Source organism: Parapedobacter tibetensis, from assembly GCF_024704835.1.
GTDB classification, from domain to species: domain Bacteria; phylum Bacteroidota; class Bacteroidia; order Sphingobacteriales; family Sphingobacteriaceae; genus Parapedobacter; species Parapedobacter tibetensis.
Genome location: NZ_JAMXBE010000007.1, coordinates 200,531 through 224,820 on the forward strand (window position 1 = coordinate 200,531; position 24,290 = coordinate 224,820).

Here is a 24,290-nt window from a genome sequence, read left to right on the forward strand (position 1 = left end):
TATATGGATTATCTATTGTGGCTCATACCTGCTTTTCCCCTTGTCGGTTTTATCGTGCTGGCATTGCTAGGCAAACATTTGTCGCGCTTTTGGATAGCCATAATTGGTGCAGGAAGCGTTAGTCTTTCGGCTATCCTGACGTTTGTCATCGGGTTTAGCTTTCTTAGCTCAACTCCAACTGGCGGACACTATTCCCAAACGTTATGGACCTGGCTGGAGGTGGCTGCTTTTAATCCTAAGATAACGCTTTATTTGGATGCGCTATCGCTCGTTTTTGTTTTTGTCATCACCTTCATTGGGGCTCTCATTCATATTTATTCGGTAGCATTCATGGCTGCCGACAAAGATTACGCTCGTTTCTTTGCTTGTATGAATTTGTTTGTGTTCTCCATGCTCCTACTGGTTTTAGCGGATAATTTATTGTTATTGTATTTGGGCTGGGAAGGTGTGGGACTCTGCAGTTACCTACTTATTGGCTTTTGGTATGAAAATCCAACTAATGGCTACGCCGCCCGCAAAGCGTTTATCATTACCCGCCTTGGGGATACAGCCATGGCTATTGGGCTCTTTGTGATCTTTTATCAGTTTGGCACCTTGGTGATTCCAGATATTTTGGCGTTAGCGCCAAGTACTTGGCATGAGGGCGCCACGATCGCTACAGTTGCCGCCCTCCTACTGCTTGCTGGAGGTATCGGAAAGTCAGCACAATTGCCGCTACAAACTTGGCTGCCGGATGCCATGGCCGGGCCATCACCCGTAAGTGCCCTTATCCATGCCGCGACCATGGTAACAGCAGGTGTATACCTCATTGCCCGGATGCATGTTATTTTTCAGCTTTCACCAATAGTGCAGATGATCGTTGCTGGCATTGGCGCAGCAACCCTACTTATCGCCGGTTTCAGCGCGCTCACGCAATATGATATCAAACGGGTACTAGCCTATTCTACCATCAGTCAGATCGGGTATATGTTCTTGGCCTTAGGTTTAGGTGCTTGGACAGCCGCTATCTTTCATTTTATGATCCATGCGTTCTTTAAAGCACTTTTATTTTTGGCAGCAGGCGCAGTGATCGAAGCATTAAACCATGAGCACAATATGTTCAAAATGGGTGGGCTCAAAAATAAATTGCCTGTAATCTTCTGGACTTTCCTGATCGGATCGGCCTCCTTGGCAGCACTGCCTATCATTAGCGCCGGATTTTATAGTAAAGATCAGATTCTATGGTATGCTTGGGCCAGTGAGCACGGAAGCCCCATCCTATGGCTCATCGCCTTATTGGGTGCATTCATTACCGCTGCCTATACCACCAGGATGATGGTTCTTACATTCTGGGGAGATGCAAAAACATCCGTCGGCCATTATCCGGGCAAGCTCATGACGATCCCTCTGATAGTTTTGGCTTTCTTTTCTCTTTTCGCGGGTTTTATTGAACTACCCCATAATTTTGGGCAGTTCACGCTTTTTTCAAACCTGCTCCATCAGGTATTACCCGAAACGGTTTTAAAGGCAGGCATCCATGGCGAATTGCTTTTTCAGCTGCTGGCCTTGCTTGTCACTTTTGGTGGAATCTACCTGGCTTATATTTTCTGGTATAAACAACCGCAGCGTATTGAAAAGTTAAAGCGGTCCGCACCCCTTATGAGCCTTTACCGATTTTGGTTTTCGGGCTGGGGTTTCGACCAAGTCTATCAAGTGTTGTTCGTGAAACCGATCGTTTTCATTGCCAATATCAATAAAAACGATGTGGTCGATAAACTCTACCAAGGGATTACAACGGCCACCGTTCACTTGTATCGGTTGCTGTCATTTACACAATCCGGGTCGCTTAGGTGGTATATTATCGGCTTGGTCATAGGAGCAATTCTCATATTAAGCATACAACTTATGTTATGATACTCACTTACCTCATCGGCATATTAATGGGAGGAGGCTTACTCGCCCTCCTGTTGGGACAATGGAATAAAAGCCTACCCAAATGGATTGCGCTTGGTACCGTGTCCATAGGCTTTATGTTGTTAGTCTCTTTCTGGATTGACCAATCCCACGGTGTAAATATCTTCCTTTCCGAAACCTGGATGGCGGAATATCGGCATGACTGGATTCCCGCCTTTGGGATCAGTTTTCATTTGGCCCTGGACGGCTTAAGCCTCTTGCTCTTAGTCCTGACCTTTTTCCTTGGAATTTTAGCGGTACTCTGTTCATGGAACGAGGTGAAGGAACGTGTGGGCTTTTATCATTTCAATTTATTATGGATACTGGCCGGTATTTCGGGAGTATTCATCGCGATGGACCTGTTCTTATTTTATTTTTTCTGGGAGGTTATGCTAATCCCAATGTATTTCTTAATTGGTATATGGGGAAGCGAAAAGCGGGAATATGCGGCTTATAAATTTTTCATCTTCACACAAGCCAGCGGCTTGCTGATGCTACTCGCCATACTGGGCATCTATTTTATCCATGGCAGCAATACCGGCAATTACACATTCAATTACTTTGAATTACTGGGGACAACCATCTCCCCAGATACAGCTTTCTGGCTGATGCTTGGCTTCATGATTGCCTTTGTGGTAAAATTACCCCTCGTGCCTTTCCATTCTTGGCTGCCGGACGCACATAGCGAAGCCCCCACGGCCGGCAGTTTAATCCTAGCTGGATTACTCTTGAAAACCGGGGCTTACGGCATATTAAGGTTTGTGCTACCCTTGTTTCCTGAGGCTGCCCAATCAGTAGCATCGTGGGCCATGCTTTTGGGAGTGATCGGCATCATTTATGGAGCTATCTTAGCCTATTCACAAACCGATCTTAAGCGCCTGATCGCGTATACCAGCGTGAGCCATATGGGTTTTGTAATACTGGGTATTTTTGCGTTTAATGAACTGGCCTTGCAGGGCGTGATCATGCAACTGGTTACCCATGCAATCAGTACCGGCGCACTGTTCATAATGGCGGGCATGCTGAAAGAGCGTTTGCATACACGAGACGTGAGGCTAATGGGGGGATTGTGGACCCAAATGCCACAAATGGGAGGCACTGCGATGTTACTAGCTATGGCATCCCTTGGCTTACCTGGATTGGGAAATTTCATTGCCGAATTCCTAATCTTACTGGGTGCATTCAAAGCCAATGTATGGCTTACCGTTCTGGCGACCTGTGGCCTTATTTTTTCTGCCATTTATTCCTTATGGTTAATCCAGCAAGTGTTTTTGGGGCCCAAAAAAACCCCAGATTCAGTTCAGGATTTCTCGTGGAGAGAAATAATCCTTATGGCCTCTCTCATATTGTCCATCATATGGTTGGGTTTATATCCTCAGCCTGTGATCAATACGGCAAGGCCCATGATTAACAAATTGGAGAAATTATTTGTTAATCAATCGACAAATAATAAACACGTAAATAACTTACATTCAACTATTTGCATTGAACATGCATCATCAACGGCGTCATTCAGCAATACCATCAAACTCGTATAGCTATGTCAGGCAATGATTTTATAGCGCTTTCTCCATTATTACTGCTTACCGGCTCTTCGGTGCTGATTATGCTGCTTATTGCCCTAAAACTGAGTCATCGCAATATCCAGCTCAGCAGTCTACTCTTATTCATCCTCGCTTTTTTTTCGCTTTTTTATGAGCCAGATGTATCCCCTCATCATATTGAACCGTTGTTAGTGGTCGATCGGTTCGCCGTATTCATTATGGGGCTCATCATTTTTTCCGGTTTGGTGGTCAATATCCTTTCCTATATCTACTTTGAAGAAAAGGAAGAAGGGCCAAAGGAATACTATGTGCTGCTTTTTCTATGTACACTGGGTGCCTGTGTGTTGGCGACCAGCAAGCATTTTATTTCATTATTTCTAGGCCTCGAAATTCTGACGGTTGGCTTATATGCGTTGATTGCCTATTTGAAAGCTAGGCATCACAACATTGAAGCGGGTATTAAGTACCTCGTGCTAGCTGCATTCTCTTCTGCTTTTCTCCTTTTTGGGATGGCCTTAATTTACCTTCAGACGGGTAGCATGGAATTTTCGATTATTGGCAGAAGTCTGCACTCACTTCCCTCGCTGCCACCCTTATTTCTCACCGGCTTAGGCATGATGCTCGTCGGTGTGGGCTTCAAATTGGCGGTGGTTCCTTTCCATATGTGGACTGCTGATGTATACCAAGGGGCCCCCACACCGGTTACCAGCTTTATTGCCACCGTTTCAAAGGGCGGAGTCATTGCAGTATTGCTTCGTTTTTTTATCGTCATCGATGGATTCAGATTCAGCCCCCTCATGCTTATGTTAATGAGTATAGCTATTGCTTCAATGATCGTCGGCAATCTGCTTGCGCTACAGCAGAAAAATGTAAAACGTATCCTTGCCTATTCGTCTATCGCACATCTCGGCTATCTACTAGTAGCGTTGATCCCCGGCAGTGTCATGAGCATACAAGCTGTCAGTTTTTATCTGGCGGCCTACTTTATAACCATCCTCACCGCTTTTGGTATTATGACCATTTTATCAACGAAAGAGAATGATGCCGAGGATATCGAAAGCTATAAAGCCTTGTTTTGGAAACATCCCCTCTTGGCCTGCATATTTAGTGCAGCCCTACTTTCCCTAGCCGGAATACCACTTACTGCAGGTTTTGTTGGCAAATTTTTCATTCTCGCCGCCAGCCTACAGGCTGGGTTTTGGATGATTGCTTTCGTCCTAGTCATCGGCAGCGTGATCGGTTTGTATTATTATCTCCGAATTATCAGCAAGATGTTCTCCGGGCGAGGAGGCGTACCACGCAAAGAGCAAAGGTCGCATCCAGTTTTTTATCTAGTAAGCGTGATCGTTTTATCACTGCTCACTCTATTCATTATTTGGTTTGGAGTCTACCCTTCAGGATTGATATATTTTGTAGACTATTTTCGACTTAACATGTAAGTTGTCCGCATACTAGGAAAAAGAATTGTCACATTTTACGTTCCTGCATTGTCTTATAGGAGATTTTTTTTATAAACAGCACCGGATAACGATAAGGTTGGTCAAGTATAACAAAAAACTATGATGATACCGATAAAAAAAGTCATACCCCTTCTTTTAATAATTTGCGTATTTGGGTGCAATCGAAATTCAAAAACAGCTATGAAAGCAGAACAAAAATCGGATACACAAAAGATAGAAGCTATTTTGGACGATTATGTTATCTATTGGAATAGCAACGAAATGGATTCATGGGGGACCTTGTTTACCGATGATGCCGACTATATCAATCGGAAGGGTGGCTGGTGGAAAAACAATAAAGACAATGTAGCCGGGCATAAGCATATCCATCATATGTTAATGGAAATGAGGCAGCCCAAAACGTTCAGCTTGGAAATTCATAAAATTGAGTTTCTAAAACCTGATGTGGCAGTTGTCCAGGCGTTAAGCGAATGGCCGGGGTTTAAACCAAACAACTCTGGGGAGCCAATTGAAAACATGAAAGGCATTATTACGTGTGTTTTTGTGAAAACTGACGGGAAATGGCTTATTAAGACACTGCATAATACGCTGAGAGATTAAAAAGGCAAGTGTTGCTTGTTGTGATGCCTAAAGAAATGAAATTTTGTAAATAAAAGTCAGTATGAGAAAATTATGTAGCACCTGCGGAACATTATATCCGACATGGTATTCTTCAAATGATTGCTTTATCTGTAACGAAGAACGACAATATGTACCCGAGGAAGGACAGATATGGACTACGCAGGAAGAACTGTCGTCAACCCATAAAAACAAACTTATAAGCATTAATCACCGCCTTTTTGAAATCGCGATAGAACCTAAATTTGCCATAGGGCAAAGAGCCTTTTTAGTACTTTCAGAAAGCGGGAATGTGCTCTGGGACTGCGTACCCTTGCTTGATGAGGAAACTATCCGTTTTATCAGCTCCAAGGGCGGACTGAGTGCCATTGCATTTTCCCATCCGCATTATTACAGTAATATGAACGATTGGGCAAAAGTTTTTGATTGCCCGATTTATATTCACCAAGCCGATGAGCAATATATTATGGACAAGAGCGAATATATCCATTTGTGGGAAGGAGAGGAAATACCCTTGTGGGACGATTTAAAACTAGTGAACATTGGAGGCCATTTTGAGGGAAGTTCTGTATTGCTAATTTCAGAGCCATCAAAAAAAGGCGTTATACTTTGCGGAGATACGATGTATCTTTCCCCAAGCAAAAATCATTTTGCTCTTATGTATAGCTATCCAAACAGGATGCCCTTGCCCATATCAGAAATAAAAAGGATAAAACAACGGCTTGATACATTGGATTTTAATAGTGTTTACGGATTTTACAGCTATCAGAACGTCATTGGGACTGCCAAGGAAATCCTGGAAGCATCCGTAAAAAGATATTTGAGATAATCATAACCTGCAGATAGCTTCCATAAATCCTTTACATGTTGGCTATCCACGGTCATAGACGCCTTCCATATTGGCTATTGCCCAAGCGGCCATCGCCTCAATAACAGGTAGCAATCCCTTGCCTGCGTTGCTGAGTCGGTATTTCACAAATGGGGGCACAATGGGCTTTGCTTTCCGGATGATTAGGTCATCGTTTTCCAATTGCTTTAAATGCTGGATAAGTACTTTCTCCGTTATGGCTGGTATTGCCCTTTTTAATTCACTATATCTTTTATCTCCTTTGGATAAATGGTAAATAATAATCGGTTTCCAGTAACCACCTATCTTTTCCATCACGTGGGTTACAGGACATTGATCCAGGGCGTATTGTTTATTTTCCTGTATAGTTGATGTTTCCTTGATTGCTGTCATTTATACATACTTTGGGGTAGGTACTTGTATATAAGTAAGTGCAAATATACCTTTGTTCCTGTAAATAAAAAACAATTCGAAAATGAAAATCACTAGCTCAGGTTCTTTAGGGAACGTAGGAAAACATCTGGTTAAGAAACTTGCCGCCGCCGGACATACCGTAACCGTTATCAGCAGCGGCGCCGATCGAAAATCAGCCATTGAGTCTTTGGGTGCCCGCGCTGCAATTGGCTCCATAAATGATGCGTTTTTTTTGAAAGAAGCATTTAGCGGGGCTGATGCCGTTTTTGCAATGACACCTCCGAATATGGGCGGCGCCAGTGCAATTGAAGGCACAACGAATATCGGCAAAGCCTATGCAACAGCAATCAAAGAAGTAGGGGTGAGCCGCGTAGTGATGCTAAGCAGCGTGGGCGCGGATCTCCCTGACGGAAACGGGCCTATTGCGGGCTTGCACAACATTGAAACACTGTACAACGAGCTGCAAGGCGTCGCGGTAACTTTCCTCCGTGCCGGACTTTTCTATACCAATTTCTACAATGATGTGCCGTTGATTAAAGGGTTGGGTATTATCGGGGCCAACTATCCTGCAACATTAGCCCTACCATTGGTACATCCGGAAGATATTGCCACCGCAGCCGCGGAAGAATTGGAAAAAAACCCAATAGGCAAAAATGTCCGCTATATCGTAAGCGATGTCCGCACACCCGCTGACTTTGCAAAAGTGCTTGGAGCGGCTGTTGGCAAAACCGACCTGCCGTGGGTCGAGTTTACCGATGAGCAGTCACTGCAAGGGATGACACAAGCGGGGTTGCCGGAAGAGGCTGCAGTGCTATTCACCGAAATGGGTGCAGGTTTCCGCAGTGGAAAACTGCAAGCAGATTTTGAGAAGAACGGTTCGCCCGTTACCGGAAAAATCAGGCTGCAGGATTTCGCTAAAGAATTCGCGACTAATTTTTAAGATACTTCGCTGTTTGCCGGAGGCTTTGAATGGGATACCGGTTTATTGAGGACTTACAATTTTATCCATTGTGAATAGTTATAAAGTGACAAATCCCTTCGGGAACACCAAAAGGCCTTAAATGGCCTTTTTTCATTTATACAATAAGGATCGAACAGAAGGGTTGGCGGCAACCATTTTCCATCAGTGTCATAGAACTTCCTGCCCCTGAAGCGGTAACACAAGGACCTTCACCCATCCCGGGCGGGACCCGTTCATAGAGCTTTCCTTTTTTACAGCGCGGACACAGCGGTTCGGTACAAACCTCCGTTTCCATATGGCCATATACCTCTATCATCAAGCGTCGAATAATAAATCACCAGTTTTTTCTTTTTCACTTTTAGCTTATGGGCGCATCCCTCCTGTTCATTCAGCCCCTGCGCGACGGAAGCTTCAGGCTGCCAGCTCGTCGAGCAATTCCCAGAAGCGAGGAAAGGTGTCGCACATGGCATGAGTGTCTTCATCCGCGCCCTGTACTAACATACCTTCCTGCGTCAGTGCCGCTACCAGTGCCCGGTTCTGTTGCTGATCGCCTTCATTCCCTTATTTTACAAACACCAATTCACCTTTCTGGCCGTCTTTATGAAAGCCGATGCTGTAAAGGTTGTTTTCGACCTTTTGCACTTCCAATGCCGTCAACGCAATCTCTTCGGTAGTCTTTCCGCTCTCTACGATCCGCAACTTCGCATCCGTTTTATCCCCAACGGTGTAGCCACCATTCCATACGAGTACAAACTGCTTTTTCTCGGCGAAGCTGGTAATGGCCACCCGATCGGCAAGAATGGCTGTGCTCCAGCCGTTCGCTTCATCCAGTTCAATGGTATTTGTCCATTTGAAGCGGGGCGTGGTGGCGTCAATAATCGCTGATTTTACTGTCACGGACACAATAGCCGTTTTGCCCGACCCGTCTTTTACGGTCACAGTAGCCGTGCCCTTGGCTTTGCCACTGATGGTGACCGTTTGCTCCGATACGGTAGCCATTGCCGTAGCTTCAGATGAGGAAGATACACTGTAATTATTATTGCCACTGGTTATTTGCACAGTTGCCTGCTCATCAGCGAATACTTCTATGGTGGTTCTGTCCAAGGTCAGATTCATCTCCGGGTTGTCTTTCTTGCAGGATGAAAAGAGGAATACCAGGCCCAACACCAGTGTAAGGGCTGTCTGTTTTATTGTTGATGTTTTCATTGTTTTGTTCTTTATCGTGTTTAGCGTCATTTCGATTCCTTAATTCTTACTTACTGATCTTCAATTTAATCACGTCTGTTCCATCGGCGGTGGTGGCTTTCAGGCTCAGCTCGCCAGTGCTCTCCGATAGGTCTACCGTGCCGTCGCCCAGTTCGACTTCGGCGTCGTTCACATAGAACTTAGTGAATCTAGCTACGGCATCGGCCGGACCTACCACCCGGGCTGTATTGCCTTCTACGGTAATGGCGACTTCTTCCAGCCAATCGTAATTGACAACGAGTAACTTAACTGTTTTCTCCACGGGGCTGAAGTTAATTCCATCGCCCGCTTGCTTAGCGGTCACCGTGGTCTCGCCCTCTTTCAAGATGGTCAGTTTGTTGCCCTCCAAGGTAGCGATGCTTTCATCGGCTATTTCATAGGTAACGGACAGGCCGCTGCTCGCCGTGGCATTCAGCTCCACGACGGCGCCTACCGTCGCGGTGATGTCATGGAAACCCTCAAGGGTCTGTTCATTGGCATCTGAGCCGATGGCTTTGATGTTGGCAAATGCATTCCACAGGTCAAAATCCTTGTAATCCTGCACAGCATTGGCTGGCACGTACAGGAGGCAGTTAGCGAGGTCTATGTCGGTGAACACATTTTTTTGGCTAGAAAAGATGATGGGTTCGGGGTTATTGATGACCAGCGCTTTCAACCCGGTCATGCCTTGGAAGGCGCCATCGCCGATGGCCGTCACGGTAGCCGGAAGTTCCAGGGTCTCCAGTGCCGTAACGCCCCTGAACGCATTATTGCCTATGCTGGTCACCTGATCTCCCAAATCGATGGACGTGAGCGTCGTGATATTTTGGAATGCATTATTACCTATCGTGGTGACAGCATCAGGCAGTACAAGGCTTTTGAGTTGAGTACCTTGAAAAGAGTTATTTCCGATGATGGCAACCGTTTCAGGGATGGTCAGCTCTTCAATAGCCGTATTGGAAAAAGCTCCGAAGCTTGGGGTCGCTACCCTGAATTCGGTGAGACCTGCCGGCAGGTTCCGTATTTCTTTCAACTTGTCACAACTGGCGAAAAACCCGCGCAGAATCCCATCGCCCGTTTCATTAAAGGAAATGGTGGTATTGTCCGGAAACTCAAAGACGCTCATTCCGTTATCCGACAAAATACCAGCGGAACGAAATACCCGGTCGCCACTGATCTCGATGGCTTTGCCATTGCGGGGCGCAAAGGTGATACCTTCTGCATACAGCACCATAGCAAAAGCCTGTCCTCCAATGTATTCGACAGATGCGGGGATGGTGATCGCGGTCATTTTCGGATTGTTCAACATATAAAAAGCACTGCTGCCAATGTAGGCCAAGCCTTCGGGCAATGTCAAGTGTTCGAGACCGTTGAACCGATTAAAGGCGCCAGTTTCTATGGTCCGGAGCGTCGATGGCAAATGGAGGGTAGTTACCTTTGTTTGCCCGTTAAAGGCGTTTGCCTTGATGGTCGTTACCCCTTCGGGAATATCCAGTGCCACCAATGCTGCATCGTTCCCGCCGCCAGTGCCGAACGCATTCTCGCTGATGGTAGTGATCACGCCACCACCGGGGAGGGTAACGTTTTGTAGGGCCGCGAACTGATAAAAGGCTTCTTTCGGTATTTCCTTGTTTTCCACTGCGGTAATGCCGCTCAGGTCGAGGGAGACCACGGTCTGTTTTATCCTGCCTTCCGTGCCACTACCACCTTCCAGGTCGGCAAAATCCTGCGCATTGAGCGTACCGTTGATCTTGAGGTTTCTGATCTGGCTCAAATTGGTTTCTGCATCTACCGCCGCAATCAGGTCGGCCCTTGCCTTACCGGCCGTGGTGGTGATGGTAATATTTTCGTATTGCGCCTGCGCAAACAGCGTCAGAAACAGGGCGCATGCGAGTAGAAATAGTTTTTTCATTGTTTTCATTTTTTATTCATTTAAATTTTAATTATTTGTGTATTTATTAACTTTAGTCGTAAGCCTTTGCTTCTGACTCCCGACTTCTTAATAAAACACCCGCCTGATGGATGTGCGCAGGTCGGGCAGGACTGTCACGCTGACGGTCGTTTCGTTGTCTTTCTTTATTTTTCGTTCCGTTTGCTCGGCAAAGCCGCGCAGCAATACGGTATAGACCGCTCCGTTGTTGGCGGGCACGGCCACGGACTGCACATCTTCGCCGCCCGGACGGCGGAAGCGGATCAATATACCGTTGTACGTGTCCTGCGTTCCCGCGGTGGCCAGTTCCGCACTGCTATATTCCCCAAATGCCAATGGCGTATCTGTCGCCGTGGCCAGTTCGTTTCCGTCGGCGTCTACCCGGTAGGCCTCCACCTCACCCGCATCCGGCGAGAGGTTGACAAACTGCACGGTCACGTGGCCTTCCACGCGATCCTTTCGCTCGATTGGCACTTCTACCACGGTATAGGCATCGTCGGCTTCCGGACTTTCTACGAGATAAAGCACTTGGTAGGTTTGCTTGCTGAGCGGGATGTTTTGGGTATGCAGGTAGGTCCTATCCCTGGAGGTAAAAATAAAGCGGTAATCTCCGGCATGTACGGGCAGCCAATAAACATCGCCACGGGCGCTGTTGTCTACCACCCCGGGGACACCCGTAAAGTGTCGGGGGTACTGCCGGATGTCGAGTTTGGGCTCATAATTGAACGCCGCCGGGTAACTGACCTTCCCATTATACTTGTCAAAAGGTGCATTGTTGACCGAATCGGTAATGTACAGACGGTTGTCGCGGTAGAGCGTATCATCCAGGCCATACAGGAATGCTTCGCCGGCATTCACAAAATTGACGTAGGCCACATTCCCATTCGCGGGCAGCGCATCGGTCAGATTTTCTTCGCAAGCCGTGAACAGCCCCGCCATCATTCCCGTCAGCAGGCACCCAAAAAATAGTTTCTTTATCGTTTTCATAGCCATATTGTTCATTCGATGTAAGCGGTTTTTACGATAGCACTCCCGTTATTGACGGTCATGTACAGCATACCTTCGGTGTCGTAGTCAAGCAAGCGGTCTCCGTTTGTCCCTTCCGTGAGGGTAAAGCCATTGAATAGCAATTCGTTCGGGGCGTACCGTGTGGCCTTCTGGGTTTCAAAGTCGATTTCGCAGAGCGTGCCCCCGTCAATGATACCCCGGCCGCCGGAGGTATGAAAGTAAAGCCCGAGCAGTTTGCCGTTGACCGGCAGCGGGTCAAAAGTGGATACCAAGCCGCCGTTAAACCGGTTCAACGAAGCCGTGGCATAGCTTGGTTCGCCACTGGCCCGCCAATTACTGATGTACTCACCCGTCCGGATGAGCGTCACTAGGTCGGTCAGCCAGAGCAACGAACCGGTCTGCTGCTTGGTATACATCCGCCAAGCCTCCAAGTCCAGGTAACTCATCCTGTAGTTGATTTTCGTTCCCGGAAGCGCATGGTGTATGCGCACCGAAGAATAGTATTCGTTCGCATTGGGGTCGTTAATCAGCGGGATGAAATTGGCTTCGGTATTGGGTCCAACACTCAAGAATTCGCTGAAGTCCAGCAGGTAGCTGTATTGTCCCTGGTTGCCCAGCTTCGTCAGAAAGTCGTCCATCAGATTGCAGTAGATATTACCTTCCGCATCGGGCCAGATGGCGGTAATTTTGTAAATTTTGACCGACTCCACCGCTCCCTCAAAAGGCTGTGCGGCGGCCAGCGTGCGGCGGCTCCGCAGCAAGGAGTACTCCGTGCGGTTGAGGGTGGTCAGCTCACCGCTTTGCAAATCAAAACGGCATAGCTTGTAGAGCTCCAGTGTCCGGTCCTGATCCGTTTCGTTCACTTTGGCCGAAAAATAAAAATACCGCTCATCGGGGCTCACGGCACCGGCATTGAACTCTGCGATGGTAAACGCACCGCGGGCGTCGGAGAGCTGACTTTCCGCGAGGACCTCCGTCACACTGCCATCGGCAGCATCGATGCGGAACAGCACCTTGTCGTTGATGTGCCAGACATAGACGTTCCCATTTCCGTTGCGGCCATAGATCGGTGTTGCTCCGGCGGGTATATCGGCTACTTTCACCAACTGCAGTTGTTTGTCCAGCAGGGACACATTGGCATCACCGACGATCTCGATAGACGGGGCGGCAATGGTCGTGCCGTTGGACGTAATGGCAATCGATCGGTCTTCGCCGATGCCCATGGCCTCGGTGATCCGTACATCGACGATGTCGATCAACAGCCCGTTCTGGTTATTCACGACTTTTTCGGTCTTCGTTTCCAGCACTTCGGCCTTTACATTGCCGATGCGGATTTCGAGGTTGTTTTCGAGGTTGAGCCGCCCTTTGAGGGTGAGCGTATCGCCCACCATGTACACGACTTGATAGTCGGCATAAATCTCCGGCTGTGTGTCCAGCACGCCGTAAAAATCGTCGGCATCCTGGCAGGCATGCAGGAACCCTAACAGGCCAGCCATAATCAGGAATACTATTTTATGATTCATTGCTTTCTTTTTTATTTGATCGTATCAGAATGAGTAAGATAGTGCGAGGTTGAAATAGCGCCCCGGGCGATACGAAGAAGCGATGTTGTCGCCTTCATTTACCGGCAACGCTCCCTGAGCGGAAGGCAATTCCACGAGCGGCTCGTACTGGTTGGAGCGGTTCCAGTCTTCGGCCACTTCTATTTGCCGATCCAGCAGGTTCTGTACGGTGAATTTCAACTGCAGGCCATCGCCGATACGTTGTGTGGCGGAAAAATCGAGCAGTTGGCGCGGCAGCTCCAGGAGACTACCGCGGTTTTCTGAACCAACAATAAGCGGATTGGAACGATCCCCCAGACCTACAGCATAGATATTTTCGGCCACGTAATTGTATATCGCCGCAATCCGGGTGCCCCAACCGGCATTGTCGTAATACAAACCTGCATTGAGGAGGTACGGCGCCTGTCCCTGCAAGGGGCGTTCCCCGATCATGACGGAGGTTTGGCTCAGGTCTTCATACCTGACCTCACTGTTGATAATGGACCCGTTAGCGATGACCGACAGGTTACGGAATAAGCTTTTCCGCACCTCCACTTCCAACCCCCGTAGCGTGGCAGATGTGGCATTGTCAAAGGAAATGGAAGGGAACATGCCGACCACACGGTTGGAATTGTTAACACGTTCAATCGGGTCGGTAATTTCTTTGTAAAAAGCTCCTACACTGATCGCATCCCCTTTGTCCATATCCGGATAAAATTCCACCCGAAAGTCGTAGTTTTCCGCTTTGGCCGATACCAGGCTCGGGTTGCCGGATAGTTGGGTGTTGTTTTCGAAGTCGAGCTCCCGGAATGGCGATACCTCGCGGAATTCGGTGCGGTTGACGGTCTTGCCATAGGCCGCACGGACGACCCATTGGTCTGAGGGCTTATAAGCGATGTTGACGGAAGGCAACCATTCGCTGTCGATATGATCCGTCAGGATGGGCTGGCTGACGGGAATACTCAGACGGCTTTCTGACGGGATGGCAGCGCCGATTTTCTGGCGGTTGTACTCGTAGCGTACACCGCCGTGCACTTCGATCCATGGATAGGGCGTGAGGGTGAGTGCCACGTAGCCGGCGTTGTTCTGTTCGGTGCCCACGTACATGTCGCTGCCCGTGGTGCGGTCGGCCACATACAGCCCCGTGTAATCGTCGTTCAGGTAATTGCTACTCCATACGTCGGGCAGCTGGCTTTCCCGGAAACGGACCAAATTGGCATCCACCCATTGGTGTGAGTTGCGGGCGTCCAGTCCAGAACGGGCTGGATCCACATTTCCCCCATGCAGGGTATAAATACGACGGGACAGGGTACGTTTTTTCCATTGCTGGAACGTGCCGACATTGATCACCGCCCACGTTGCTGGCTTATACGTGTAATCCAGGGCGCCGTTGTAAATTCCTTCATTATTGCGGGACCATAAGCGGGAGATGATGCCCAATGACAAAGGAATGGTATTCAAATCTTCGGAAGAGTTCGGGCTGTACCCACGCGCCCACCACTGGATATCGGCATCGCCCATGGCAATTTCAGGTATCATTCCCCGGAGGCGTATCACCCGCTGGTCAGGCGTTTCCTGCTGGCTGTAGGTATAGCCGGCATTCCATTCCAGACGGTGGCTGTCTTTACCGAACGTGTGATTCCCGCCGAGATTGCCAGCATACAGGAAACGTTGGCTGTACGAGAGGGTAATATCCTTGTTCCTGTCCGCGCTTTGTGCATCCTGAAACGTGGGATGGCTGACGCGTACTACGGTAGCATCCAATCCCTGCTGCAGGAGGAAATTCTTAAAAAAGAGCTTGTGCCGCTCGTTAAGCGACAATGTAAAATTTTGCAGCAGGTTGAGCTGTGCGGTATTGGTATTCCGATCGTCGGTACCGGTCCTATCGGTGGACCCTACACTACGTCCGCGTGTACCTTCCTGCCGGTATTGGTCGTATTTCTGGTTATCGTTTTTATAGCTGAACGACGTGAGCGAAGAAAGCGTCCGGTCGAACAAGCGAAAAGCGTTGTAGTAGTTGGCTGTAACCTGCATATTAGGCAGGGCCGTTTTTTTGCCGTAATACAAGGTAGAGTTAAACGCTTCGGCATACTCCGAAGGTTTCAGGTCGGCTAATAGCAGGCTCCCGTAGCTAGGAAGCACAGACGGCAGGGCGCGTGTGCCGTCGTCGAACCCCAAAAAATCGAATTTACCGCCATTGTAGGCAAGGAAATCGTTGTTGAAGGATGTGCCCGGGCGGTGGCCCAGTTGGAATTCGATATCAAAGTGCTTCACGGCTTTGGCATCCTTGGTGTAGATCTTTATCACACCCCCGGTGGCGTCGGCCTGGTTTTCGGGCGATGGGGATTTGTAAACCAGGATCTTGTCGATGATCCGGCTGGGGAGCAGGTCCAGCGCAAAGTTGCGGTTATTCATTTCGGTACTCGGTGCCACGTTGTCGTTGAGGTAGGTAAGGTTGTAGCGGGGGTTCAACCCGCGCACGATGACGAATTTGTCGTCCACGATACTGACACCCGCCACCCGCTGCACCGCCTGTGCCGCGTTGCGGTCGGCCGACTTGCTGATCTGTTCGGAAGAGATACCCGAGGCCACCACATTAAGGTTTTTGATTTCGGAGATGAGTTGCCGCTCGCTGGTATGCGCTACGGGCCGACGCGTCTTGCCGATGGCGTTGATGACCACCTCACCGAGCGTATTATCGCCTTGCAGGCGCACATCGTAGGTGCTTTCGCTGGCAGCGCGGACGCTGACGGAAACGCTTTCTGTCGTATAACTCACAAACGATACCTGCAAGGTATACTTGCCGGCGGGTATGCCCGTGAGGTGGTAATAACCGTTTTCGTCAGACTGTGCCCCTTTTTTGAGTTTCACGATCAAAACGGATGCGCCGGGCAGGGGCTGTGAAGTTTCGAACTCCACGATGCGGCCTTTAAGGGTTCCGCTGCCTTTTTCCTGACCGGCTTGGACGTTTGGGTTTTTGGAGGGCGGTTTTTGATAACTGACCGATATAATATTTCCGGCCTGATGAAAAGATAGTCCATATTGTCCCAGATCGCTCAGCACCTTATCCAAAGGGACATTTTTATAATCCAACGGGCCAATCTTTGCCTGATCCACCTCTGCCGGAGAGAAATTGAAATCATAGCCGGTCTGCTCTTTGAGCACTTTAAACAACGGGGAAGCGGAAATTTCTTTATAATTGAGGGATATTGTTTTTTCCTGTTTTACAGCCTGCGCAAATAAACCGGGAGTACATAAAAGTTGCAATAACAGGACTGCGAGAGACTTTTTAAGGACGCGTGGCTTCCATAAGCCACCCGCTTTTGAATTTAAATTCATAGTTTTGAAATCCGTTTTCTATTTTAAATGAGTTAGGGAACGTTTCCCGGTTTCCGGCCGGGTGTTTTAAGGGAAATACTGCTTGCCGGCGGTATTTCCCCCTTTTATGCGCTTGCTGGATCAGTTTGTAATCAAATAGTCATTGGCTGCTGTCTTTTTAAAGTTGAATTTATAGATGAAGGCAAGTGAGTTCAGGGCTTCTTCCAGCGTTCCCTCATTGCTGAATTTTCCACTGAAATTGATGTCCTTATTGAATTGCGCCGTGCTGAAGCTGATATGGGCTCCGTAAAAGGACGACAGGCTGTACAATACTTCCGTAAGGGGCGCCTGTTCGTACACCAGCATTCCGGCGTTCATCGAATCATTGGTCGGGGCGAAATTACTGCGATTACCGATCTTTTCCTTCACGTGATACGTGTAGGCGTTACCGGGGTGCAGGACCACCTGTTCGTGCTGCGCAATCCCATCTTCCACGCTGACCTTACCCGTGTACAGGCTTACTTTTTCAAAATCATACCCGCTGTAATGCTGCACCATAAACGACGTCCCCAAGGCGGTCGTGGCCAATGCGGCTGATTCCACCGTAAACGGTCTGGCGGTATCATGGGCCACCTCGAAGAACGCTCGACCTTCGGAAAGGTATACCCGGCGCTCCTTTCTTTTAAACACTGCGGGATATTTGAAAACCGATCCCGATGCCAAGGTTACTTTTGAACCATCCGCCAACGTCAGTTCTTTCGTCTGCCCAACCGGAACGGTCAGCGTCAACAGGTTTTTTAATTCGCTTCGCCGCTGAAAATATTGATAACCCTGGAATGCTCCTCCGAAAAGCATGGCAAACAGCAGTACGGCAGCCGCCGTCCTAAGAAAATATAACCTGCGGATCTTGCCGCCATTTTCCCCGCGCAATACGTTATCGGCTATATTTCCCGAAGGAACCCATTTTACCGGTGAACGGTTAAACGTGTCCTCCACATCTGCCATATCGTGTACATCCCCTTCACCGAGCGCTTGAAAAAACGCATCCAGTTCAGCAGGTGACAGTTCACCTTTGAGGTATCTGTCGTGCAGTGCTTTTCTTTCTTCGTTGTTCATGTTACTGTATACTAACTGTCCCGTTGTCCCGGGCCTACATGTATATATACAGCATCCCGGGGGTAAACAGGGGCAATCGAAAAATCAACTATTTTATAAACAGCTGATAATCAATAATAAAAATTCTAAGGGAATATTGGATGACGTAGACATCAGGCAAAGGGCGCCTTACTGATGGCCGATCAGCACGCTGCCCAGCAAGAGCAGGGTGGCGAAATCTCCTGTATTTGCGAGGTGGGCCAGGTCCTTCATGGCAATGCCCATGTGGCTTTTAACCGTTTCTTTATTGATGCACAGCAGCTCTGCTACTTCGGCATAAGAGAGGCCATCGAATTTGCAATACTCAAATATCTTTCTTCTTTGGGGGGGAAACGTACGGATGATCTCTTTCAGGACTTTTAAATCATGCGTCGCCTCTATCTGTCTATCCTGCTGGTACAGCACATCCCGATGGACGGTGTAATGGTCGCTCAGATCGGCCCGCCTCTTTTCATCAGCTGCCAGTTTTTTCAGGTACGAAAAGGTTTCAAATTTAGCCGTGGTATATAAAAAACCGATGATGCCTATTTGGGGGTCAATATGTTCCCGGTTGGACCAGAGGCGGAGATAGATGTCGTTCACCAATTCTTCTGCGTTTTCTTTAGAGCGTACGTAACGCATGCAGTAGGTCATGATCTTTTCTTTGGTCTGGTCATAGACTGTCCGGAAAGCCGCAGGTTTTCCGGCTTTGAACTGCTGTACAATGTCCTGTTGAACAGTATCTACTCCCATGGTTATTTGCCCAGTTGTTTTTACCGCACAAAAGTATTCATCTCAGTATTAAGTTAATATTATCATAATAAATACCGGAGCCGATATAGGTGAAAATTTGAACTTAAAGAAGTGACCGGTGTTTTTATTCAACCATGCTATAGTTGCTTAACTTTGTCGGATAGATATGCCCAATATATGCGGCATTGCATGGAACTGGCAACTTTAGCCGCCGCTGAGCGAAACCGGAGGCCGGATGGCGGATGCCTTTGTGACAATCTTGTCACGGATTGTCAATAAATGATTTTTACGAATGGAATATTTGCTCCTTTTCCAAAAAGGACACTAAATGACTACGGAGAAACTCCCACAGGTTCGGGAAAACCGTGGAAAAATAGCCGGTGAGGATAAGAGAAAATTGCTTAATTTAATTGCAGAAATCATCGTAAAAATCATCATGTGGGAAGTAAATGAAAGCAATCGGTTACGTCAGAATCAGTAAATGGGACCAGTCCAACTACTCACTGGAGTACTAGGAAAGCAGTATCCGGGAATACTGCAAGCGGAACAAGGTGGAACTGGCATCGGTGTTCGTGGATGATGGGGAAAGCAGTTATACATTTGACCGGCCGGATTACATCGCCCTGGAAAAATTCATCCGCCAGAACAAAAGGCAGGTAAAATATCTCATTGTATTTGATCACGACCGCTTTAGCTGAAATTTGGCCGAGGCTCTACTTAAAATCGAGCAACTGGAAGAACGGATGATCAACGAGGAAATCGAGGCATCTACCTATAAAAAGTATTTCCAGAAATTCAAAATGGAAAGCGCACGGCTGAGGGAGGAAATCGCCCACCTTGAGGATGGCTCAGAAGATAATTTACAACCAGCAACTGCTGTTGCTCCCGTATCTGGCCAATCTGGCTGTCATTTTTGAGAAAGTGTCCATCACCAACCAGCATTCAGTCATGAAGGAGGTGTGCAAACAAGGTCTCACGTTTAAAGAGGGGCGTTTAGAACACCCTGGATCAACCCACTGTTTGAACATAACCTACTGGCACTCAAAGAAAAAGGGTTGCTCTTTTTGGAGCAACCCACTGACGTTTTAGATGATCTCCCATCAAGTCGGGGTGGCAGGAAGATTCCATGCCTCCGCAAATAGCTATCAATCAAATTGTTGAAAATCCTTTTGAAGAACCGCTCACCTTTTTGCTCACATATAGTTTGCTCGGTGATTAGTACAATAATAACGGTTTCAAACAACAAAAGGAAACAATCGGCTACAAATTTTATTGACTGGACGAAAGAAAAGGTATTACTATTTAATAAGATTGCTATTCAATACTATCCTCCTTATCTCTTTTTCAAAGTGATAAATAATATCGGTGTCTCGATTATATACATTCTCCAACACAATAACATCCAAACCCTTTTCAGGTACATAAAATTTTAAAGACACAAAGCCTAATCCTCGTCCTGCGTGTCCAATGTACTTAATGGGATCATTACCACTGATATTAACGCCGTAACCATAGTATTTTTTTTTATCGCTAAAGGTCTCGTCAAAGTCTTCTACATTGGACGTTACCATGGCGCCATAAGTTTCCGGTCTTAGTATTTCTCCATTATGAAGTTTAGTGTCCCAAATATTCAGATCGTTTACATTTGAAACAATGCCGCCAGCAGGGATGAAGCCTTTCCACGTTTCCTTTGTAAATCCAGTGGTATTAAAATCAAACAAATTATATTCGTCAGTAGAATTTGTATACCCACTAATAAGCCCAGTATTGGGTTTGTCTATTTCATAGCAGAAACTATTATGCATTCCTAGGTTTTCAAACAAGCCGTTAGCTAAATCAATATATTTATCGCCTGATACATTTTCTACTAATCTCCCCAGCAGGCTATATGCTGGATTGCTGTAGTGGAAGCCCGTACCGGGTTCAAAAATTAAAGGTTTATCCAAACTTGTTATTCCCGATGACATATTGAGCAATTGATGAACAGTTACTGTATCTGCCCAAGTTTGTTTCAGTTCTGGTAAGTATTTTTTTATCGGACTGTTTAAGTCTATTCTACCATTCTCTACTTCCTTTAAAATCAAAACAGCTGTGATTTGTTTACTATTTGATTGGATTCTGAAGTTGTCTTTTATAGTTATTGGTGTTTTATCCTCAAAATTAGAATAACCATGAGCCTTTGAGTATTTTATTTTACCATTTTGGGTTATCAGAATAACACCATTAAAAGCTCTTGGACTCGCTGTTTGCATTAAACTGTCAATTTTTGCAGCATAGTTGTCTGTCACTTGGCCATAACTATGGCTATTTGAAAGCGATAAGCATACGTAGAGTAAAAATTTCAAAATTTGTCTCATTATTGTGGTCATTTTTATTTTGAGCCGAAAATAATGATAGACCCCTCAAAATGAGTCTTAAATTTGGGATTCAGAAGTTCGATTTTATAAATACAGACTATTTTAACGAGCTTAGGAGTGCTTCCCTATATTTTAGAGGGGTCGTATTTTTAATCTTTTTGAATGCGGTAAAAAATGCCGATTTAGAATTAAAGCCAACCTCATAACCTATCTCTTCAATCTTAATATAGGGTTCGTTGATGATTTTTTTTACAGCTTCATTTATACGGTATTCGTTAATGTAAGTAGAAAAGCTCTTACCCAAATTATCATTTAGTAATTGGGATAGTAAATGGGAAGAAACGTTTAATCTTTGGGCAAGATTGCTTATTTTCAATTCAGGATTTTTATAAATTCCGCTCGATTCGATAATATTCTCCATCTTGGCCAACATGGCATTTGCCTGTTCATCTCCGATTTTCCTATTCTTATACCTTTCAACATTGCTTTTATTTTTATTTTTGAATAACAGAAAGAGGGAAAGATAAAGTATAAAGGAATACATTATGCTTCCTGAAATATAAGAACCCCGAATCACGTTCATATAAGAAAGAATATAAGCAATCAGGATTGCGCAATTTCCAATAATTACAATCCAGAATAATGGCTTTTCTTTGAACCGTTCTTTACTTTTCCAAAACAAATAACAAGACATTCCAGTAAACAAAGTCCAGTTACCGTAAATGATATATGGAATTACGAAATTCCTCCACTCATTTGGAAACTTCATGTATGGATACAATAAACCGCCAACAACTATTACAAGAACCAATAATCCATATACATAACTCCATAACTTAGGAATTTGGGTATAGTTTTCAAGACCACTTTTGATGTAGAAATATAGAGATGGCCCTATAAGAAAGCAAGCAGAAAGCCCTATTTGTAGATAAGTTTGAAATAATAACGGGTTAAAAAAGAAAAAAACTGACTTTCCTATCCTTATGGAGATCATGATCAGTAATAGAATTAAAAATATCTGTTCTATGGATCTGCTTCTATTATTTACCGATAGATAAACTGCCAACAATAGACCGTTTAATACCCCAACAGCACTAAGAATGAACAATATCTCCGTTGTGACTTCCAAATCTTTACTTACTGAATCCTTTTCTCAAATATATTGAAATTAAGCAGTAAAAAATACTTATAAAAGATTATTTGAGATTTCCGCTGTTTATTATTGAACTGAGAGTTTCAATCCGAGGTCCGTCGCTAATATGCGAAAGAAAGGAGAACGCCCTGCAAGTCACCCCCACATTTCACCTTAAATGCCCAAAGCGAGAACAGCCGTGGCCATGAGCGCAGGGGTTTCGCAGGCCGCAAACGCGCGCGGGGCATAGTCGCTATGAGAACCTAACGCTTAGGCTTCCATTTGGTGCGAATCTCTTTTTGTTCTATACTCCGTTTTTTTTCTAAATCGGCAGAAAGTTTGTTAATACGGCTAATTGCTATATCGAGCATCCTGTCCTGAAAATTGGAATTAAACCAACCGACATTCGGACTTAACACGGCATGCTTTCCGTTTTCGTTCAGGTAGTAGGCTATAACTGGTGCTATTCCCTTTATACTTGTATCCACAAACTTTACACGGTCATAGCGGTGCAAATTCTCCTGTACCCGCTTTATGCCCTCTTCATAGTTAAAAATGATTTCATCCGTTTCGATAAAATGACCGCCCAAAGCAACACGGGTATCCACACGTATCGCTGCTGTCTCCACGTCATACAATCCGAAATAGATAAGGTTAGTTTCATATCCGGCATTTTTAAACGTATCGGTTATCTCGATGGCAAGATCATTGGAGTAATTGCTTTCAAAGGCAAAATCACTGCGTTGGGCGATGGCTTCATCTCTTTCGTTTTCCAAGCGGGCAGGCACACCACCTTTTAGTTTTTCAGGGTCATAGTCCGGATATTTTTGTAACAATTCGGCATATACCAAATCACCGTTGAAGATATGTGTACCTTTCGGTACATGTTCATGCCCATAGGTTGACTTACCCGCCCCGTTCGGACCGGCAAGAATAAAGAACTGCGGTTTCATGGCTGATTATTTGGCGGTGGATAACTTCGACCAATATCCCTTGCCCGCAGGCAATAAGGATTTCAATACCGAATAGCTGCGTGTAGCCAAATCGTAGCTGACCAGATCTTCCGAGCCATCGGGGTTTGCCCTGATAAACTCCTTTGATGCTTTAGCCCGCTCGTCACGGTAGAACATGGGGACACCTTTTGAAAAGGCTTCCCTGTGGATTTCTTCGGTGAGCTTTGCTGTGTTGTCGTTTGTTTCGGCAACCGTTAGCCCATTGGGCATTAGCTGGTCGAGATTTCTTTTTTCGTCCTCCCTATCGGATTGTAAGCTATCGAAATAGTCAAAGAATTTAGAACCTGTTTTAAGGCTCTCCTTTAATTCGCTGATATCGTCCGCAGGGATAAGCACCCCTGAAAGTGTTCCCCGTTCGTCTCTTATTTCCTTTAATTTCATAACGCCTGTATTCATGCCTTTTACAAATTTAATCATTTTATGGTTTATTTTTAAACATCTACTTATCCTGCTGTTTTAACCGTTTCAATTCCTCGGTTGCTCGTTCCGCCTGCTCCGTGGATTGCTTCGCGTTTTCCTCCGCTTTTCTAATGGCCAGCAATCTTTCTTCTTCTTGCTTCACCCAAATTTTAAGCTCTTTGGGACTGTTGTTATATATTGAATCTATATCCAGCGACATCTGTGGGTATAGAAGTCTGACCATCCGTATTTTCACGTCGCTGTCGCGCAGAGCCACGTTAGCCCTCCAAAGCTGAATGCAGGCAAAAAGGGAGAAAACCGCAATAAGAACCAGGACAACACCCGTAATTATATAGGGTCGTTGACTGCTTATAAGGCGATGTTCCACGTCGAACTTTATCCTCTGTGGCATTTCTCTTATCATTGTTTCCTGCATGGCCTGTTGCTGACCAATGGCCGTAACAAGGTTACTGCTTGCGGTAGCCTGTTTCCGGATGGAATCTTTCAAGCCTATCAGCGTGTCATCCGTTAAAAGACGTTCCAATTGTCCACTGATATGTGCCAATTCAGCCGAGTAATCCTTGGTTTCGGGCTTTTGTGCTTCAAGTCGGTGCAAACGCTCATTCATCTGCACCGATACATCCTGCTGGTCTTTTAGCATAACCTGCATTTCTTGTATTTCCTGTTCTTTCATGTTAAATTCGT

The 24,290-nt window shown here is 46.3% G+C and carries 23 protein-coding genes; 9 read left to right on the forward strand and 14 right to left on the reverse strand.

All coding sequences use genetic code 11. The annotated features are described in order from the left end of the window. The first annotated feature begins 3 nt into the window (after window positions 1-3). The 5 genes from nuoL to NF543_RS13725 all read left to right on the forward strand — a co-directional run bounded on the left by nuoL (window position 4) and on the right by NF543_RS13725 (window position 6,383). Window positions 4-1,893: an NADH-quinone oxidoreductase subunit L gene (gene nuoL / locus NF543_RS13705; protein ID WP_257668705.1), complete on the forward strand. Its 1,890-nt coding sequence runs from the start codon at window positions 4-6 to the stop codon at window positions 1,891-1,893. Beyond that, window positions 1,890-3,470 (forward strand): NADH-quinone oxidoreductase subunit M, encoded by a 1,581-nt coding sequence (gene nuoM, locus NF543_RS13710; RefSeq protein WP_257668706.1) that lies wholly within the window; start codon window positions 1,890-1,892, stop codon window positions 3,468-3,470. Before nuoL ends, nuoM begins: the two co-directional genes overlap by 4 nt. A 2-nt stretch (window positions 3,471-3,472) precedes the next feature. Next, window positions 3,473-4,915, forward strand: coding sequence for an NADH-quinone oxidoreductase subunit N (locus tag NF543_RS13715; protein WP_257668707.1), 1,443 nt, complete (start codon window positions 3,473-3,475; stop codon window positions 4,913-4,915). Window positions 4,916-5,035: 120 nt separating this feature from the next. Beyond that, window positions 5,036-5,536, forward strand: a complete 501-nt coding sequence (locus tag NF543_RS13720; RefSeq protein ID WP_257668708.1) for a YybH family protein — start codon at window positions 5,036-5,038, stop codon at window positions 5,534-5,536. A gap of 331 nt (window positions 5,537-5,867) precedes the next feature. Beyond that, window positions 5,868-6,383: an MBL fold metallo-hydrolase gene (locus tag NF543_RS13725; protein ID WP_257668709.1), complete on the forward strand. Its 516-nt coding sequence runs from the start codon at window positions 5,868-5,870 to the stop codon at window positions 6,381-6,383. Between the two features lie 42 nt (window positions 6,384-6,425). On the opposite strand, the gene NF543_RS13730 is transcribed toward NF543_RS13725, so the two are convergent. Beyond that, a complete protein-coding gene (locus tag NF543_RS13730) occupies window positions 6,426-6,794 on the reverse strand; it encodes a winged helix-turn-helix transcriptional regulator (RefSeq protein WP_257668710.1) in 369 nt (122 codons plus the stop codon). Between the two features lie 82 nt (window positions 6,795-6,876). Between NF543_RS13730 and NF543_RS13735 the strand changes: the two genes are divergently transcribed. After that, window positions 6,877-7,755 carry an NAD(P)H-binding protein gene (locus NF543_RS13735; RefSeq protein WP_257668711.1) on the forward strand — a complete coding sequence of 293 codons (879 nt, stop codon included), beginning with the start codon at window positions 6,877-6,879 and terminating at the stop codon, window positions 7,753-7,755. 272 nt (window positions 7,756-8,027) lie between these two features. Here NF543_RS13735 and NF543_RS13740 read toward each other — a convergent pair whose 3' ends face one another. The 8 genes from NF543_RS13740 to NF543_RS13775 all read right to left on the reverse strand — a co-directional run bounded on the left by NF543_RS13740 (window position 8,028) and on the right by NF543_RS13775 (window position 18,684). After that, window positions 8,028-8,258 (reverse strand): hypothetical protein, encoded by a 231-nt coding sequence (locus NF543_RS13740; protein WP_257668712.1) that lies wholly within the window; start codon window positions 8,256-8,258, stop codon window positions 8,028-8,030. A gap of 79 nt (window positions 8,259-8,337) precedes the next feature. Beyond that, entirely contained in the window at window positions 8,338-8,982 is a 645-nt protein-coding gene (locus NF543_RS13745) for an Ig-like domain-containing protein (protein ID WP_257668713.1), read from the reverse strand. Window positions 8,983-9,028: 46 nt separating this feature from the next. After that, the gene (locus NF543_RS13750) at window positions 9,029-10,912 is read right to left on the reverse strand and encodes a leucine-rich repeat protein (RefSeq protein ID WP_257668714.1); all 1,884 of its coding nucleotides are present in this window, start codon (window positions 10,910-10,912) and stop codon (window positions 9,029-9,031) included. Window positions 10,913-10,999: 87 nt separating this feature from the next. Next, on the reverse strand, window positions 11,000-11,917 hold the full coding sequence (locus NF543_RS13755; protein ID WP_257668715.1) for a hypothetical protein: 918 nt from the start codon (window positions 11,915-11,917) through the stop codon (window positions 11,000-11,002). Between the two features lie 11 nt (window positions 11,918-11,928). Then, a complete protein-coding gene (locus NF543_RS13760) occupies window positions 11,929-13,461 on the reverse strand; it encodes an SMP-30/gluconolactonase/LRE family protein (RefSeq protein ID WP_257668716.1) in 1,533 nt (510 codons plus the stop codon). Window positions 13,462-13,485: 24 nt separating this feature from the next. Then, window positions 13,486-16,818 carry a TonB-dependent receptor gene (locus NF543_RS13765; RefSeq protein WP_257668717.1) on the reverse strand — a complete coding sequence of 1,111 codons (3,333 nt, stop codon included), beginning with the start codon at window positions 16,816-16,818 and terminating at the stop codon, window positions 13,486-13,488. 120 nt (window positions 16,819-16,938) lie between these two features. After that, on the reverse strand, window positions 16,939-17,913 hold the full coding sequence (locus NF543_RS13770) for a FecR family protein (protein ID WP_257668718.1): 975 nt from the start codon (window positions 17,911-17,913) through the stop codon (window positions 16,939-16,941). Between the two features lie 168 nt (window positions 17,914-18,081). Continuing rightward, window positions 18,082-18,684, reverse strand: coding sequence for a sigma-70 family RNA polymerase sigma factor (locus NF543_RS13775; RefSeq protein ID WP_257668719.1), 603 nt, complete (start codon window positions 18,682-18,684; stop codon window positions 18,082-18,084). Window positions 18,685-19,012: 328 nt separating this feature from the next. On the opposite strand from NF543_RS13775, the gene NF543_RS13780 reads away from it, so the two are divergent. From NF543_RS13780 to NF543_RS13790, 3 genes are read left to right on the forward strand one after another with little or no spacing between them, the layout of a single operon-like run. Continuing rightward, window positions 19,013-19,165 carry a hypothetical protein gene (locus NF543_RS13780; RefSeq protein WP_257668720.1) on the forward strand — a complete coding sequence of 51 codons (153 nt, stop codon included), beginning with the start codon at window positions 19,013-19,015 and terminating at the stop codon, window positions 19,163-19,165. A gap of 43 nt (window positions 19,166-19,208) precedes the next feature. Beyond that, window positions 19,209-19,382: a recombinase family protein gene (locus NF543_RS13785; protein ID WP_257668761.1), complete on the forward strand. Its 174-nt coding sequence runs from the start codon at window positions 19,209-19,211 to the stop codon at window positions 19,380-19,382. Window positions 19,383-19,385: 3 nt separating this feature from the next. Continuing rightward, the gene (locus NF543_RS13790; protein WP_257668721.1) at window positions 19,386-19,601 is read left to right on the forward strand and encodes a hypothetical protein; all 216 of its coding nucleotides are present in this window, start codon (window positions 19,386-19,388) and stop codon (window positions 19,599-19,601) included. 381 nt (window positions 19,602-19,982) lie between these two features. Here NF543_RS13790 and NF543_RS13795 read toward each other — a convergent pair whose 3' ends face one another. The 5 genes from NF543_RS13795 to NF543_RS13815 all read right to left on the reverse strand — a co-directional run bounded on the left by NF543_RS13795 (window position 19,983) and on the right by NF543_RS13815 (window position 24,279). Next, window positions 19,983-21,029: a serine hydrolase domain-containing protein gene (locus tag NF543_RS13795; protein WP_257957503.1), complete on the reverse strand. Its 1,047-nt coding sequence runs from the start codon at window positions 21,027-21,029 to the stop codon at window positions 19,983-19,985. A gap of 109 nt (window positions 21,030-21,138) precedes the next feature. Further along, complete coding sequence (locus NF543_RS13800; protein WP_257668723.1) at window positions 21,139-22,170, reverse strand: helix-turn-helix domain-containing protein; 1,032 nt, start codon at window positions 22,168-22,170, stop codon at window positions 21,139-21,141. 266 nt (window positions 22,171-22,436) lie between these two features. Then, complete coding sequence (locus NF543_RS13805) at window positions 22,437-23,126, reverse strand: ATPase (protein ID WP_257668724.1); 690 nt, start codon at window positions 23,124-23,126, stop codon at window positions 22,437-22,439. Between the two features lie 6 nt (window positions 23,127-23,132). Next, window positions 23,133-23,603, reverse strand: coding sequence for a hypothetical protein (locus NF543_RS13810; RefSeq protein ID WP_257668725.1), 471 nt, complete (start codon window positions 23,601-23,603; stop codon window positions 23,133-23,135). 22 nt (window positions 23,604-23,625) lie between these two features. Next, entirely contained in the window at window positions 23,626-24,279 is a 654-nt protein-coding gene (locus NF543_RS13815; protein WP_257668726.1) for a hypothetical protein, read from the reverse strand. Window positions 24,280-24,290: the final 11 nt, after the last annotated feature.